Below are 12,764 nucleotides of genomic sequence, written 5' to 3'. Positions count from 1 at the left end.
AGACGAGAAAGTCGCTGCTCTGCAAGACGCAGGCGTTAAAACCGTGCGTTCGCTGGCAGACATCGGCAAGGCCCTGGCCGAGCTGACCGGTTGGGCTGTCAAGTAAGCCTCGCGCTTAGCTGACGCTTTACCAAACAAAGGCCACCTTCGGGTGGCCTTTGTCGTTTCTGCAATTTGGAAGATCAAAAGATCGTCCGATCGCGGCCCGAGCCTGCGGCAGCTCCTACATGGGAATACTTTCATCCTCATGTAGGAGCTGCCGAAGGCTGCGATCTTTTGATCTTTGCCATCCCAACGAAAAATAGATACGTAAACGCGACACGGAAACGTCGCGTATCGGATAGTTCGCCCTCTAACAGTGCGTTTACACGCCAAATTCGTTAGGCTAGCAGCCATTTTTGCGTCTGCCGCCCACAAGGCATGCAACGCGCTTTAAGGGTCAGTCCCATACGGATTGACAGCATTTCCCTAATTACACAGGGCAATCCCCCTCTAAATTCCGATTCAGTAGTGTGGTATTACCTTAATGAAAGTTTTGAAAGGTCAGGACATCCTGGCACTTGGCTTTATGACATTTGCCCTGTTCGTTGGGGCTGGCAACATCATCTTCCCGCCTATCGTTGGCTTGCAGGCCGGACCTCATGTCTGGATGGCCGCGCTAGGCTTCCTGATCACCGCAGTGGGTCTGCCGGTGATCACCGTCGTTGCGCTGGCCAAGGTCGGTGGGGCGATGGACGCGCTGAGCAGCCCGATCGGCAAGGTTGCCGGCGGTATTCTCGCGGCTGCGTGCTACCTCGCGGTTGGCCCGTTGTTCGCCACCCCGCGTACCGCCACCGTTTCGTTTGAAGTGGGCTTGGCGCCGCTGACCGGTGAAAGCCCGCTGGCGCTGTTCCTCTACAGCTCGGTGTACTTCCTGCTGGTGTTCTTCATCTCGCTCTACCCTGGGCGTTTGCTGGACACCGTCGGCCGTTTCCTCGCGCCGCTGAAGATCATCGCGCTGGCAGTGCTGGGTATCGCTGCATTCGCCTTGCCGGCGGGTGACATTGGTCACGGCACGCCGGAATACGTCGCGGCACCGTTCTCCCAAGGTTTCATCAATGGTTACCTGACCATGGATACTCTGGGCGCACTGGTGTTCGGCATCGTCATCGTCAACGCGATCCGTTCGCGTGGCGTCGAGTCGCCGAAACTGATCACCCGTTACGCGATCATCGCTGGTCTGATCGCCGGCGTCGGTCTGGCCCTGGTGTACGTCAGCCTGTTCCGTCTCGGTTCCGGGAGTCACGAAGTGGCCGTCGGTGCAACCAACGGCGCGGCGGTATTGCACGCTTATGTTCAGCACACCTTCGGTTCGCTGGGCAGCGGTTTCCTCGCGGTGCTGATCTCGCTGGCGTGTCTGGTAACAGCCGTGGGCCTGACCTGCGCCTGTGCCGAGTATTTCAGCCGCGTACTGCCGCTGTCGTACAAGACCCTGGTGATCATCCTGGCGGCGTTCTCGCTGCTGGTGTCCAACCTGGGCCTGACCAAGCTGATCGCATTCTCGATTCCAGTACTGACGGCGATTTACCCGCCATGCATCGTTCTGGTCGCGCTGAGCTTCTGCAAAGACTTCTGGCATGAACACGGGCGCATCCTCGGTCCGGTGATGCTGGTGTCATTCGTGTTCGGCAGCATCGACGCGCTGAAAGGCGCTGGTCTGGCTGACTGGATGCCAGCGCAGCTGTCGCACCTGCCGCTGAGCGAGCAGGGCCTGGCGTGGCTGGTGCCATGCGTGATGACCCTGGTGGTCGCGGTCGTGTGCGATCGTCTGCTGGGCAAACGCAGCGAAGCAGTTGCCTGACGTTGCCTGACCCGCCAAAAGCGGGTCTTCAACGCTTAAACAGAAATGCCCCGTATCAATCGATACGGGGCATTTTTTATGCGCGTCAGGCAGTGTCTTTTTCCTTACGCTAACGTCGAAGCACTGCACAGCTTTTATGTAGGAGTGAGCCTGCTCGCGATAGCGGTGTGTCAGGCAACTTCAATGGTGACTGACACACCGCTATCGCGAGCAGGCTCACTCCTGCAGGTACAGCATCTATATTCACAAGGAATTGCATGTCGTTCATCCAAGCCAACCTGATCCACCTGCTCGCCGCGTGCTGGTTTGTCATCTGCTGGGGCGGTTACACCCGTTATGCCACGTGGAAGGGCCGCGACACCGCGTGCCTGGCCAGCGTGCTGCACTTGTACCGCGAAGACTGGATGCGCCGCATGCTGCTGCGCGACAACCGTATCGCCGACGCCAGCGTGATCGGCAATCTTGAACGCAACGCCTCGTTTTTTGCCTCGAGCACGCTGATCATCCTCGCCGGTATTCTCACCGTGCTCGGTGCGTCGGAGCGCGCGGTGTCGTTGCTCGCGGACATCCCGATGGTGCAACAGGCCTCGCAAGGCATGTCGGAGATCAAGCTGTTGTGCCTGGCGATGGTGTTCGTCTACGCGTTCTTCACCTTCAGCTGGTGCATGCGCCAGTACAACTTCGCGGCGGTGCTGGTCGGCTCGGCGCCGATGATCGGTGAGCGCCATGTCTCCGAGCAGGAGCGCAAAGCGTTCGCTGCACGGGCGGCGCGAGTGATTTCGATGGCGGCCAACCAGTTCAACTTCGGCCTGCGTTCCTACTACTTCGGCATGACCATGCTGGCGTGGTTCGTCAGCCCGTGGTTATTCATGTTAATGAGCGCCGGTGTGGTCTTGGTGTTGTACCGACGCGAGTTTCATTCCGACGTTCTCGATGTCATGGTCTATACCCCTACAGAGACGCCCATTCCCGAGGCGAACAAAGAGGCTGCTTGATGAGTATTCCGTTCTGGTGTGTGTTTATTAGTGCCTTGCTGATCTACGTCGCGCGTATGCCCGTGGCCAAGGCAATGAAAGAGCAGGGCGGTTACAACAATCACTTGCCGCGCCAGCAACAGGCGCAACTGACCGGTTACGGCGCGCGAGCACTGGCGGCGCATCAGAACAGCATCGAGGCATTTATCTTGTTTGCGGTGGGTGTGCTGATGGCGCATACCACGCAAACGGCGGGCTGGTTGATCGATACATTGGCGATCATCTTTGTGATCGCACGGATTCTCTACTTGTGGCTTTACCTGGCGGATCAGCCGTCGTTGCGCAGCCTGGTCTGGTTCGTCGGCTTAGTGTGCTCGTTGTTGTTGATGATTAGTCCGACTTTTAGAACTGTGTTGCTCTAAGGCGACGCTGGCGTTAAATCCCAGACAAAAGAAAACCCGCACTTGGCGGGTTTTCTTTTTTCTGCAGCAAAAAAGCGGATTATTGCTTCTTGGCAGCTTCGTCTTGCGCAGCAGCGTTCGATTCAGCCTGAGCTTTGGCAGCTTCGGCGTTTTCTTTCGCAGCGTCGTTCACTTTATCCTGAGCTTTGTTCATGTCTTGCTGAGCTTGTTCAGCATGTTGGTTGGCATCTTGAGCTTTGTCCTCGGATTTTTTATCGCAGGCAGCGAGACCGAGGGAAGCGGTCAACATCAAGGCAATAGCTAAAGTCTTACGCATGGGGTGTTTCTCCTTATGGAAAATAACTACTGGCCTTAAGAGCCTGGCGCTGAAGGTTAAGTTCCTCATTTCTTTCAGATATATAGTTTTGTTTGGTAGCGGAACTTTTGCGCTATTCCTTACTACTGGCAACAGGCTATAACGAGAGTAATTATCAAATGGCCGAAAACCCCGTTTTTGAGCGTGCGACGCGATTTCTGTCGGCGTTGCGCCACTGTCAGGTCCTCGGTTTGCAGGTGCATAGCGCCTCCACGGAGGGGCTGACGGTGATCTTGCCGTACAGCGCGAAAATCGTTGGCAACCCGCAGACCGGTGTCATCCATGGCGGGGCAATTACTTCGCTGATGGACACCGCCTGCGGGATGTCGACCCTATGCGTGCTGCCGGAATTCGAGGTTTGTCCGACCCTCGATCTGCGCATCGACTACATGCACGCCGCCGAACCGAATAAGGACGTGTACGGCTTCGCTCAGTGCTATCGGGTGACTACTGACGTGATTTTCGCCCGTGGTTTTGCTTATCAGGACGATCCTGAGCAGCCGATCGCCCATGTTGTCGGTACGTTCATGCGCATGGGCAAAGGCCTTAAGGGCACCAAAGGTTTTGGCGGCGCAATCAAGGGAGAAGGCCAATGAGCGATGACCTGAAAGCGCAATTGCTCAAGGCTCACGCGCAGGGCGACTATGCGCCGCTGTTGCAGTTGATCCCTTATGCCGGGCTGATCGGCATCGAGTGTTCGCGCGTTGGCGATGAACTGCTGTTCAAGCTGCCAGCGAACAAGGACAACATTGGTAACCCTTTACTGCCGGCGATCCATGGCGGAGTGATTGCCGGGTTCATGGAGCTGGCAGCCGCGTTGCATCTGTTGATCTTCACCGGCGCACCCGGCGTGCCGAAGATTATCGACTTCTCCCTCGATTACCTGCGCGCCGGGCAGTTTCGCGACACCTGGGCCAAATGTCAGGTGTGTCGCCAGGGTCGGCGAGTGGCCAACGTCGCCGTCACGGCCTGGCAAAGTACCGAAAGCGAACCGATTGCCACCGCCCGAGCACACTTCAAAATCGATGAGCCCTTGAAATCCTGAACAGCGCCCCAAACTCACAAGACAACCCGCCGCCGACCATTTGGGTCGCGGCCACTGCCATCTGATTGGAGTTTGATGACCATGAGTGTGGAAACTCAAAAGGAAACCCTGGGCTTCCAGACCGAGGTAAAGCAGCTGCTGCACCTCATGATCCATTCGCTGTATTCCAACAAGGAAATTTTCCTTCGCGAATTGATCTCGAACGCCTCTGACGCTGTCGACAAGCTGCGCTTCGAAGCCCTGGCCAAGCCAGAATTGCTCGAAGGTGGCGCTGATCTGAAAATCCGTGTGAGCTTCGACAAGGACGCCAAGACCGTCACCCTCGAAGACAACGGTATCGGCATGAACCGTGACGATGTGATCGCCCACCTGGGGACCATCGCCAAATCCGGCACCGCCGATTTCATGAAAAACCTCTCGGGTGATCAGAAGAAAGATTCGCACCTGATCGGCCAGTTCGGTGTCGGTTTCTACTCTGCCTTCATCGTTGCCGATCAGGTTGACGTGTACTCCCGTCGCGCCGGCACCCCAGCCAGCGAAGGCGTGCACTGGTCGTCGAAAGGCGAGGGCGAGTTCGAAGTTGCGAACATCGACAAACCAGAACGCGGCACCCGCATCGTCCTGCACCTGAAAGCTGCAGAAGACGAGTTCGCTGATGGCTGGCGTCTGCGCAACATCATCAAGAAGTACTCCGACCACATCGCTTTGCCGATCGAGCTGCCGAAAGAAGCGGCTGCCGCTGAAGGCGAAGAGGCACCAGCCGTTGAATGGGAAACCGTCAACCGCGCCAGCGCCCTGTGGACTCGCCCTCGCACTGAAGTGAAGGACGAGGAATATCAGGAGTTCTACAAGCACATCGCCCACGACTTTGAAAACCCGCTGGCCTGGAGCCACAACAAAGTCGAAGGCAAGCTTGAATACAGCTCGTTGCTCTACGTGCCGGCCCGTGCACCGTTCGACCTGTACCAGCGCGAAGCGCCGAAAGGCCTGAAGCTGTACGTGCAGCGCGTGTTCGTCATGGATCAGGCCGAGTCGTTCCTGCCGTTGTACCTGCGCTTCATCAAAGGCGTGGTCGATTCCAACGACCTGTCGCTGAACGTGTCGCGTGAAATCCTGCAGAAAGACCCGATCATCGATTCGATGAAAACCGCGCTGACCAAGCGCGTGCTCGACATGCTGGAAAAACTGGCGAAAAACGAGCCTGAGCAATACAAAGGTTTCTGGAAGAACTTCGGTCAGGTCATGAAAGAAGGCCCGGCTGAAGACTTCGCCAACAAAGAGAAAATTGCCGGTCTGCTGCGTTTTGCATCGACCAATGGCGACGACGGCGAGCAGATCGTCGGTCTGGCCGACTACCTGGCACGCGCCAAGGAAGGTCAGGACAAGATCTACTACCTCACCGGCGAAACCTACGCGCAGGTCAAGAACAGCCCGCACCTGGAAGTCTTCCGCAAGAAAGGCATCGAAGTGTTGCTGCTGACCGACCGCATCGACGAGTGGCTGATGAGCTACCTCAGCGAGTTCGACGGCAAGAGCTTTGTCGACGTAGCACGCGGTGATCTCGATCTGGGCAACCTGGACTCGGAAGAGGACAAGAAAGCCGCAGAAGAAGTCGCCAAGTCCAAAGAAGGTCTGGTTGAGCGTCTGAAAGCCGCACTGGGCGATTCCGTGGCTGAAGTCCGCGTATCGCATCGTCTGACCGACTCGCCGGCCATCCTGGCCATCGGCGAGCAGGATCTGGGTCTGCAAATGCGTCAGATCCTCGAAGCCAGCGGGCAGAAAGTGCCGGATTCGAAGCCGATCTTCGAATTCAACCCAAGCCACCCGCTGATCGAGAAACTCGATGGCGAGCAGAGCGAAGAGCGTTTTGGCGACCTGTCGCACATCCTCTTCGATCAGGCAGCCCTGGCTGCCGGCGACAGCTTGAAGGATCCGGCCGCGTATGTGCGCCGTCTGAACAAGCTGCTGGTTGAACTGTCGGTTTAACCAAGTTGAGGAAAAACCCGCTTCGGCGGGTTTTTTCATTCTGGTGTTTAACAAATCAGGAGTCAGAAATGAGCCAAGTCACTGTACGTTCCGTGGTCTATCAGATTGACGGCCAACCTTATGAAGGGCGTCTGGCGTTCGACGCCGAACACAAAGGCGCGCGTCCGGGTTTGTTGATGGCGCCGAACTGGATGGGCGTCAGCGCCGGTGCCGAAGAAATCGCCAAATCGGTGGCGGCCAAGGGCTACGTGGTGTTGATCGCTGATGTCTACGGTCAGGCCGTGCGTCCGCAGAACGGTGATCAAGCCGGTGCGGCGATGATGCCGTTGAAGAACGACCGCGCGCTGTTGCGCAAGCGTATGCAGACGGCGTTCGAGCAATTGCAGGCTCAGGGCGAAGCGGCGGTCGATACCTCGAAACTGGCGGTGTTCGGTTTCTGCTTCGGCGGCTGCTGTGCACTGGATCTGGCGCGCACCGGTGCGTCGGTGAAGGCGGCGATATCGTTCCACGGTACGCTGGACTCGCCGAATCCGGCCGATGCGCAGAACATCAAGGGTTCGGTATTGGTCTTGCACGGTGCTTCCGACCCGTTGGTGCCGAAAGAGCAGCTACCGGCGTTTGAAGACGAGATGAACGCGGCGAAGGTCGATTGGCAGTTGCTGAGCTACGGCGGTGCAGTGCACTCGTTTACTGATCCGCATGCCAATGTGCCGGGCAAGATGATGTATGACGAGAAGACCGCCAAGCGCGCGTTCAAGTCGATGCATGATTTGCTGGATGAAGTGTTCAAGGGCTGAAAAGCGAAAAGCCCCTCACCCTAACCCTCTCCCGGAGGGAGAAGGGACTGATTGGGGGATGCTTGAGGGTTACGCCGACCTGAAAGGGCTGTGCTGAATCCATAATCGCCAAGATTTTTCAGGTCGATGTATTACCCCAGACACCTCGGTCGGCTCCCTCTCCCTCTGGGAGAGGGCTGGGGTGAGGGTGCTTTTCAGCGCGGCAATTCAATCCGCTCGACTTCCCCTGGCACCGTCGGCCAATCCCCGGCCGCCCATTTGCGCCGCGCTTCATCGATCGCCGCCGGATCGCTCGCGACAAAATTCCAGTTGATCCGCCGAGGCCCGTCCAATGGTGCGCCGCCAAACACCACGGCGTGCACATCACTATCGGCGAAGAGGCTCAGCTCTTCCCCGGCCGGCAGCACTACGAGCGCATGTGGCTCAATCGGCTCGCCGTTCAACTGCGCATCTCCGCTCAGCACATACACCGCCCGCTCTTCATGCTCGGTCGGAATCAGCAGGGTGGTTGCCGTTTGCATCTGCACTTCGGCATACAACGTCGGCGAAAGCACCGGCACCGGCGATTCCAGGCAAAAGCCTGACCCGGCAATCATGCGGATCTGTACGCCAAGGTTATCGCTGACCGGCAACGTCGCCGCCGGGTGATGGCTGTAATGCCCGGGGCCTTGTTCATGATCCTTGGGCGACGCCAGCCAGATCTGCAAACCGTGCATCGTGAAGCTCTGATCCCACAACGGCTCAGGCGTGCGCTCGACATGAGCAATCGCGCTGCCGGCGGTCATCCAGCTGACATCGCCAGCGCCGACCACCTGATCGGAGCCGAGGCTGTCCTTGTGCAGGAGCTGCCCTTGAAACAGATAGGTGAGCGTCGACAGACCGATGTGCGGGTGTTGTCGGATGTTCATGCCTTTGCCCGTCGGATACACCGTCTCGAGCATGTGATCAAAAAACACGAAAGGCCCGACGCTGCGGCATTTGGCTGACGGCAACGGGCGCAGAATGGGCTGGCCTTCGACGTCTTCGGCGCGCGGGCGGATGATCAGAGGTTGCGTGTCCATGGTGCATTCCAGACTGAGCGGGCGATGCCAGAAGCATAACCCGCCGCTGGCATCAGGAGGGTTACTGGCTATCGAAACCCTGCGGGGCGTGGGTTTCGATGGTCACTTCACTGGTGGTCATCAGTTTGTGGATCGGGCAGCGGTCGGCGACGCGCAACAACTCCTCACGCTGGGCGTCAGTGAGTACGCCTTTGAGGGTGAGGGTGACGTGCAGGACGTATTTGCCTTTCTGCTCTTCGCTGTTGTCACGTTTGACGTCGACACCGACGCCGGTCAGCGGGATGTCTTTCTTCTTCGCGTACATTTTCAGGGTCAGCGCCTTGCAGGCACCGAGCGCCGCGTCGAAGTAGTCATGCGGCTCAGGGGCTGAGCCTTCGCCGCCGGCGGATTTCGGCACGTCGGCAAACAATTCGTGGTCATCAATCTGTACGGTGTGACGAAAACCTTCAGCGGAGACGGTATTGACGGTAACAGTCATGGGAACCTCACAGGCAGTAGGAAAAGTCGTTCGATCAACAAAGACCTTGCAGTTATAGAGCATTCCCACTGGTACGCGTTCCACTTTCCTGCGGGATGAACCCTTGTCGTCAGGGCGCGGTCTAGGCTATGCCTACTTGCCGGAGATTACTTGTGTCCCTGTATCGTTTGAGTCTCGCCTGCCTGCTGGCCTTTGCCGGCAACGCCACCGCCCGCGAATACAACTACAGCGATGCGCATCTGCATTATGTGGATTTTTTCCAGGAAACTGCCGGCATGGCGAAATTGCTTACAGCCATGCAGGAAAGCTCCGTCGAGCATGTGATGATTTCCGGTATTCCGGTGGCGAAGAAATGGCACGAAGACGAACCCAAGCGTCCGCGCTATTACGCCGGGGACGACGCCGATGCCTATTGGTACAGTGCAACCGATGTGATCGTCGCCGATGCGGTGCAAAAGTTGTCGCCCGAGCAGCGCCCGTACTTTCATCCCTTCCTGTCGGGCTTCAATCCTAACGACAAGAACTCCGCCGCGCACATCCAGCGCATGCTCGATCTGTATCCAGGGCTATGGCAGGGCATCGGCGAGGTGTTCACCCGGCATGACGACCTCTCCGCGCTGACGTCCGGCGACACGCCGCGCGCCAATAACGAGGCAATGACCAAAATCTATCATTTGGCGGCGGAAAACGACCTGCCGGTGATGCTGCATTCCAACATCACTTCCAAGCGTGAGAAAAATCCGCTGTACCTGAAGGAAATCGAAGAGCCACTGCGTAATCACCCGCACACGCGCTTCATCTGGGCGCATGCCGGGACCAGCGCCGAAATTCATCGGCATCAGACCCAACTGAAATTCTTGCTGCCAACGCTGACGCGCATGCTTGAGGCCTACCCGAATCTGTATGTTGATTTGTCGTGGAGCATGCTCACGCCATATTTGCTGGATGAGCAGGGCCAGCCACGCCCGGAATGGCTGGCGCTGGTCGAGAAATACCCGCAGCGCTTCATGCTCGGCTCTGACGTGGTAGGACGATTCAACAAACTCGGTGAGGAAATGCGCAGCTTCAAGCCATTTCTCGATGCATTGCCGGAAGATGTCGCCCGCAGGGTGGCTCGCGATAACTTCCTGGCGATCTTGCCGCGAACAGAGCTCAAGTCCGGCAAAAGCACGCTGAATCGTTAATGCCGTCGGTTGGAAGGATCAAGGCCTTTTGATATCGCGTTTTTGTCTTACGCAATTTTTCGCCGGGCCGATACCTTCTAGAGCAACCAGCTGCAGGGTTGATGCAGCGCTTTTGGAAGGAACCAGAGCAATGAGTATCCGTAGTCTCAATATTGCCCCGCGCGCCGGCCTCGGTTTTGGCCTGTTGGCGTTGATGGTGTTTGCCCTCGGGGCGTTCGCTTTGCTGCAGATGTCCAACATGCGCGCGCAGTCTGATGAGGTCGACAACAACTGGCTGCCGAGCGTGATGGCGGTCGGTGAGATGAGTCAGGACATGCTGCGTTTGCGCGCGTTGACCATGCGTTTGTTGCTCAATCGCGATCCACAGGCGCTTGAACAGAATGTCGCCAAGCTCGATGAGCTGCGCGGTGTGCTGAGTGAAGCCCAGCAGCGCTATGACGTGCTGATCGTGCTGCCCGAAGAGCGCAAGCTGTTCGACCGCTTCAAGGTCGCTGAGCACCAGTATCTGGAGTTCCAGGCGCAAGTCATGCAGCTGTCCGCGCAAAACCGTGTCGAGGAGGCCGCCGCCATTCTCAATGGGCAGATGAGCCCGCTGGCCGACGATATGGCGGTGACCCTGAAAGCGCTGGTCGAGCTGAACAAAAACAATGCCAACCTGGCGACAGAGGCAGCGCGACTGGTGTTTATCAATTCGCGGGTGTGGGTTGGCGTGATGATCGCTGTTACTGCACTGATCACCATTGGCCTGGCGCTGTTGCTGACCCGCAGCATCGTGCTGCCGCTGGCGCAATCGTTGGGCGTGGCCGAGGTGGTGGCGGGTGGTGATCTGACCGGCGATATCAATATCAGCGGCAAGGATGAGCCGGCGCGACTGCTGCACGCGCTGAAGAGCATGCAGCACAACCTGCGTGACACGATTCGACAAATTTCCGAGTCTTCCAGCCAATTGGCTTCGGCGTCCGAGGAGCTCAGTTGCGTCACCGAAGACGCGACGCGCGGGTTGCATCAGCAGAGTCTGGAAATCGAGCAAGCAGCCACGGCGGTGAATCAGATGACCGCGGCGGTGGAGGAGGTGGCCAGCAATGCGGTGGCGACTTCCGAGGCTTCGCGTGAATCCGATCGCATCGCCCAACAGGGTCGCGAACAGGTGCAGCAGACCGTTTCGTCGATCGAGTTTCTTGCTGAAGACGTAACCAACAATGCCTCGCAGGTAGAAGATCTGGCGCAGAAAGTTCACGGCATCAGCAAGGTACTGGATGTGATTCGCTCGATTGCCGAGCAGACCAATCTGCTGGCGCTGAATGCGGCGATTGAAGCGGCGCGGGCCGGTGATGCCGGGCGCGGGTTTGCGGTGGTGGCGGATGAGGTGCGCGCGCTGGCGCATCGCACGCAGCAGTCGACGCAGGAGATCGAGCAGATGATTGGCGGCATTCAGCAGGGCACCGATTCGGCAGTCAGTTCGATGCAGCAGAGCAATGCGCGCGCGCGTTCGACACTGGAGCTGGCCAAGGCCGCCGGTACGGCATTGGAGGAAATTGCCTCGGCGTTTACCTTGATCAACGAGCGCAATCTGGTCATCGCCAGTGCTTCGGAAGAGCAGGCAGCGGTGGCGCGCGAGGTGGATCGCAATCTGATGAATATTCGCGATCTGGCGATGCAGACTTCGGCGGGGGCCAATCAGACCAGTGCCGCGAGTCAGGAGTTGTCGCGGCTGGCGGTGGACCTGAACAACATGGTCGCCAAATTCTCGGTCTGAATACATCCCTGTAGGAGCTGTCGAGTGAAACGAGGCTGCGATCTGTTGATGTTGATTTTAAAGATCAGGATCAAAAGATCGCAGCGTGCCGCAGCTCCCGCAGGGGCACAAAAAAGCCCCGCATTTGCGGGGCTCTTTGTTCTTGCGCGGATCAGCTGCCCTTAACGGTTTTGCCGTTGACCGTGCCGTCCTGGAGCATGATGTTGTACTCCTTGCCGTCGGTTTCAACCTGTTGCAGGCGAACCAGCAGGTAATCCCAACCCTTGGCGAACCAGAGGACGGTGATGCGCTTGCTTTGTGTCGGGTCGCGTACGCGCTCGACCTTGATTGCGTCGATCTTGCCAGCCTTGGTCTCGACTTTTTCCGAACCCAGCACGCGGAAGTCATAGGTATCGACTTCGCCATCATCGACCACTTGATAGCTCATGGTCTTTTTGCCGGCTGCCACATCATGTTGCAGGGCCAGCTGGTAAGTGGATTTGTCGACCATGCCACGGTTCAGCGGGATCTTCACCGCGTCGCCACGGTCGGTGCCGGTGACCATCTTGCTGTTCCAGTCGAAATCCAGATCAGCCTTCTTGGCTTTGCCCAGACCGCCACGTTCGAAGTGGTAGGACTGCGGCAGCAGGGTGTCTTTGTCCAGGGTCAGGGTGCTTTCTTCAGTCAGGCTGGCGATCATCATCGAGGCCTTGAAGCTGAGCTTCCAGACGCCGTTGGCTTCCTTGACCAGGCTGCGCTCGGCGGTGCCGCTCATGGGCAACTGCTTCCAGTCGGCGGTGTAGCTGGCGGAGAACGGTTGAAGGTCCGCTGCCTGCGCGAATGGCAGGGCGAGCAGAGCGCAAGCGAAGAGCAGGGCGCGACGCATA

General features: G+C 58.0%; 13 protein-coding genes and 1 pseudogene. 10 read left to right on the top strand and 4 right to left on the bottom strand.

Annotation, left to right across the window (positions count from 1 at the left end; genetic code table 11):
* The 4 genes and pseudogenes from ACIPZE_RS19525 to ACIPZE_RS19510 form a co-directional block, all read left to right on the top strand.
* A pseudogene (locus ACIPZE_RS19525) lies at nucleotides 1-106 on the top strand (succinate--CoA ligase subunit alpha); the annotation flags it as partial.
* A gap of 420 nt (nucleotides 107-526) precedes the next feature.
* Complete coding sequence (gene brnQ / locus ACIPZE_RS19520; RefSeq protein ID WP_283437214.1) at nucleotides 527-1,840, top strand: branched-chain amino acid transport system II carrier protein; 1,314 nt, start codon at nucleotides 527-529, stop codon at nucleotides 1,838-1,840.
* A 257-nt stretch (nucleotides 1,841-2,097) separates the two neighbouring features.
* Complete coding sequence (locus ACIPZE_RS19515) at nucleotides 2,098-2,835, top strand: DUF599 domain-containing protein (protein WP_400774676.1); 738 nt, start codon at nucleotides 2,098-2,100, stop codon at nucleotides 2,833-2,835.
* Complete coding sequence (locus ACIPZE_RS19510) at nucleotides 2,835-3,236, top strand: MAPEG family protein (protein ID WP_129391081.1); 402 nt, start codon at nucleotides 2,835-2,837, stop codon at nucleotides 3,234-3,236. The genes ACIPZE_RS19515 and ACIPZE_RS19510 overlap by 1 nt, the downstream gene beginning before the upstream one ends.
* Before the next feature lie 79 nt (nucleotides 3,237-3,315).
* Here ACIPZE_RS19510 and ACIPZE_RS19505 read toward each other — a convergent pair whose 3' ends face one another.
* The gene (locus ACIPZE_RS19505; RefSeq protein ID WP_008082962.1) at nucleotides 3,316-3,552 is read right to left on the bottom strand and encodes a hypothetical protein; all 237 of its coding nucleotides are present in this window, start codon (nucleotides 3,550-3,552) and stop codon (nucleotides 3,316-3,318) included.
* 158 nt (nucleotides 3,553-3,710) lie between these two features.
* Between ACIPZE_RS19505 and ACIPZE_RS19500 the strand changes: the two genes are divergently transcribed.
* From ACIPZE_RS19500 to ACIPZE_RS19485, 4 genes are all read left to right on the top strand, one after another.
* The gene (locus ACIPZE_RS19500; protein ID WP_129391083.1) at nucleotides 3,711-4,187 is read left to right on the top strand and encodes a PaaI family thioesterase; all 477 of its coding nucleotides are present in this window, start codon (nucleotides 3,711-3,713) and stop codon (nucleotides 4,185-4,187) included.
* Entirely contained in the window at nucleotides 4,184-4,636 is a 453-nt protein-coding gene (locus ACIPZE_RS19495; protein WP_283437211.1) for a PaaI family thioesterase, read from the top strand. The genes ACIPZE_RS19500 and ACIPZE_RS19495 overlap by 4 nt, the downstream gene beginning before the upstream one ends.
* An 81-nt stretch (nucleotides 4,637-4,717) precedes the next feature.
* Nucleotides 4,718-6,622, top strand: a complete 1,905-nt coding sequence (gene htpG / locus ACIPZE_RS19490) for a molecular chaperone HtpG (RefSeq protein ID WP_400774673.1) — start codon at nucleotides 4,718-4,720, stop codon at nucleotides 6,620-6,622.
* Nucleotides 6,623-6,690: 68 nt separating this feature from the next.
* Nucleotides 6,691-7,419: a dienelactone hydrolase family protein gene (locus ACIPZE_RS19485; protein ID WP_283437210.1), complete on the top strand. Its 729-nt coding sequence runs from the start codon at nucleotides 6,691-6,693 to the stop codon at nucleotides 7,417-7,419.
* A 194-nt stretch (nucleotides 7,420-7,613) separates the two neighbouring features.
* Here the strand turns inward: ACIPZE_RS19485 and ACIPZE_RS19480 are convergent, their stop codons facing one another.
* Together ACIPZE_RS19480 and ACIPZE_RS19475 are read right to left on the bottom strand one after the other, a co-directional pair.
* A complete protein-coding gene (locus ACIPZE_RS19480) occupies nucleotides 7,614-8,480 on the bottom strand; it encodes a pirin family protein (RefSeq protein ID WP_400774670.1) in 867 nt (288 codons plus the stop codon).
* 61 nt (nucleotides 8,481-8,541) lie between these two features.
* Nucleotides 8,542-8,958: an OsmC family protein gene (locus ACIPZE_RS19475; RefSeq protein ID WP_008082948.1), complete on the bottom strand. Its 417-nt coding sequence runs from the start codon at nucleotides 8,956-8,958 to the stop codon at nucleotides 8,542-8,544.
* A 128-nt stretch (nucleotides 8,959-9,086) separates the two neighbouring features.
* Between ACIPZE_RS19475 and ACIPZE_RS19470 the strand changes: the two genes are divergently transcribed.
* A complete protein-coding gene (locus ACIPZE_RS19470) occupies nucleotides 9,087-10,142 on the top strand; it encodes an amidohydrolase family protein (RefSeq protein WP_400774667.1) in 1,056 nt (351 codons plus the stop codon).
* A 130-nt stretch (nucleotides 10,143-10,272) separates the two neighbouring features.
* The gene (locus ACIPZE_RS19465; protein ID WP_400774664.1) at nucleotides 10,273-11,898 is read left to right on the top strand and encodes a methyl-accepting chemotaxis protein; all 1,626 of its coding nucleotides are present in this window, start codon (nucleotides 10,273-10,275) and stop codon (nucleotides 11,896-11,898) included.
* A gap of 151 nt (nucleotides 11,899-12,049) precedes the next feature.
* On the opposite strand, the gene ACIPZE_RS19460 is transcribed toward ACIPZE_RS19465, so the two are convergent.
* Nucleotides 12,050-12,763: a DUF3108 domain-containing protein gene (locus tag ACIPZE_RS19460; protein WP_400774661.1), complete on the bottom strand. Its 714-nt coding sequence runs from the start codon at nucleotides 12,761-12,763 to the stop codon at nucleotides 12,050-12,052.
* Nucleotide 12,764: the final 1 nt, after the last annotated feature.

The sequence above is a fragment of the Pseudomonas sp. NPDC089741 genome (genome assembly GCF_044748825.1).
Classification (GTDB): domain Bacteria; phylum Pseudomonadota; class Gammaproteobacteria; order Pseudomonadales; family Pseudomonadaceae; genus Aquipseudomonas; species Aquipseudomonas helmanticensis.
This window is presented reverse-complemented; position numbering and strand designations above follow the sequence as displayed.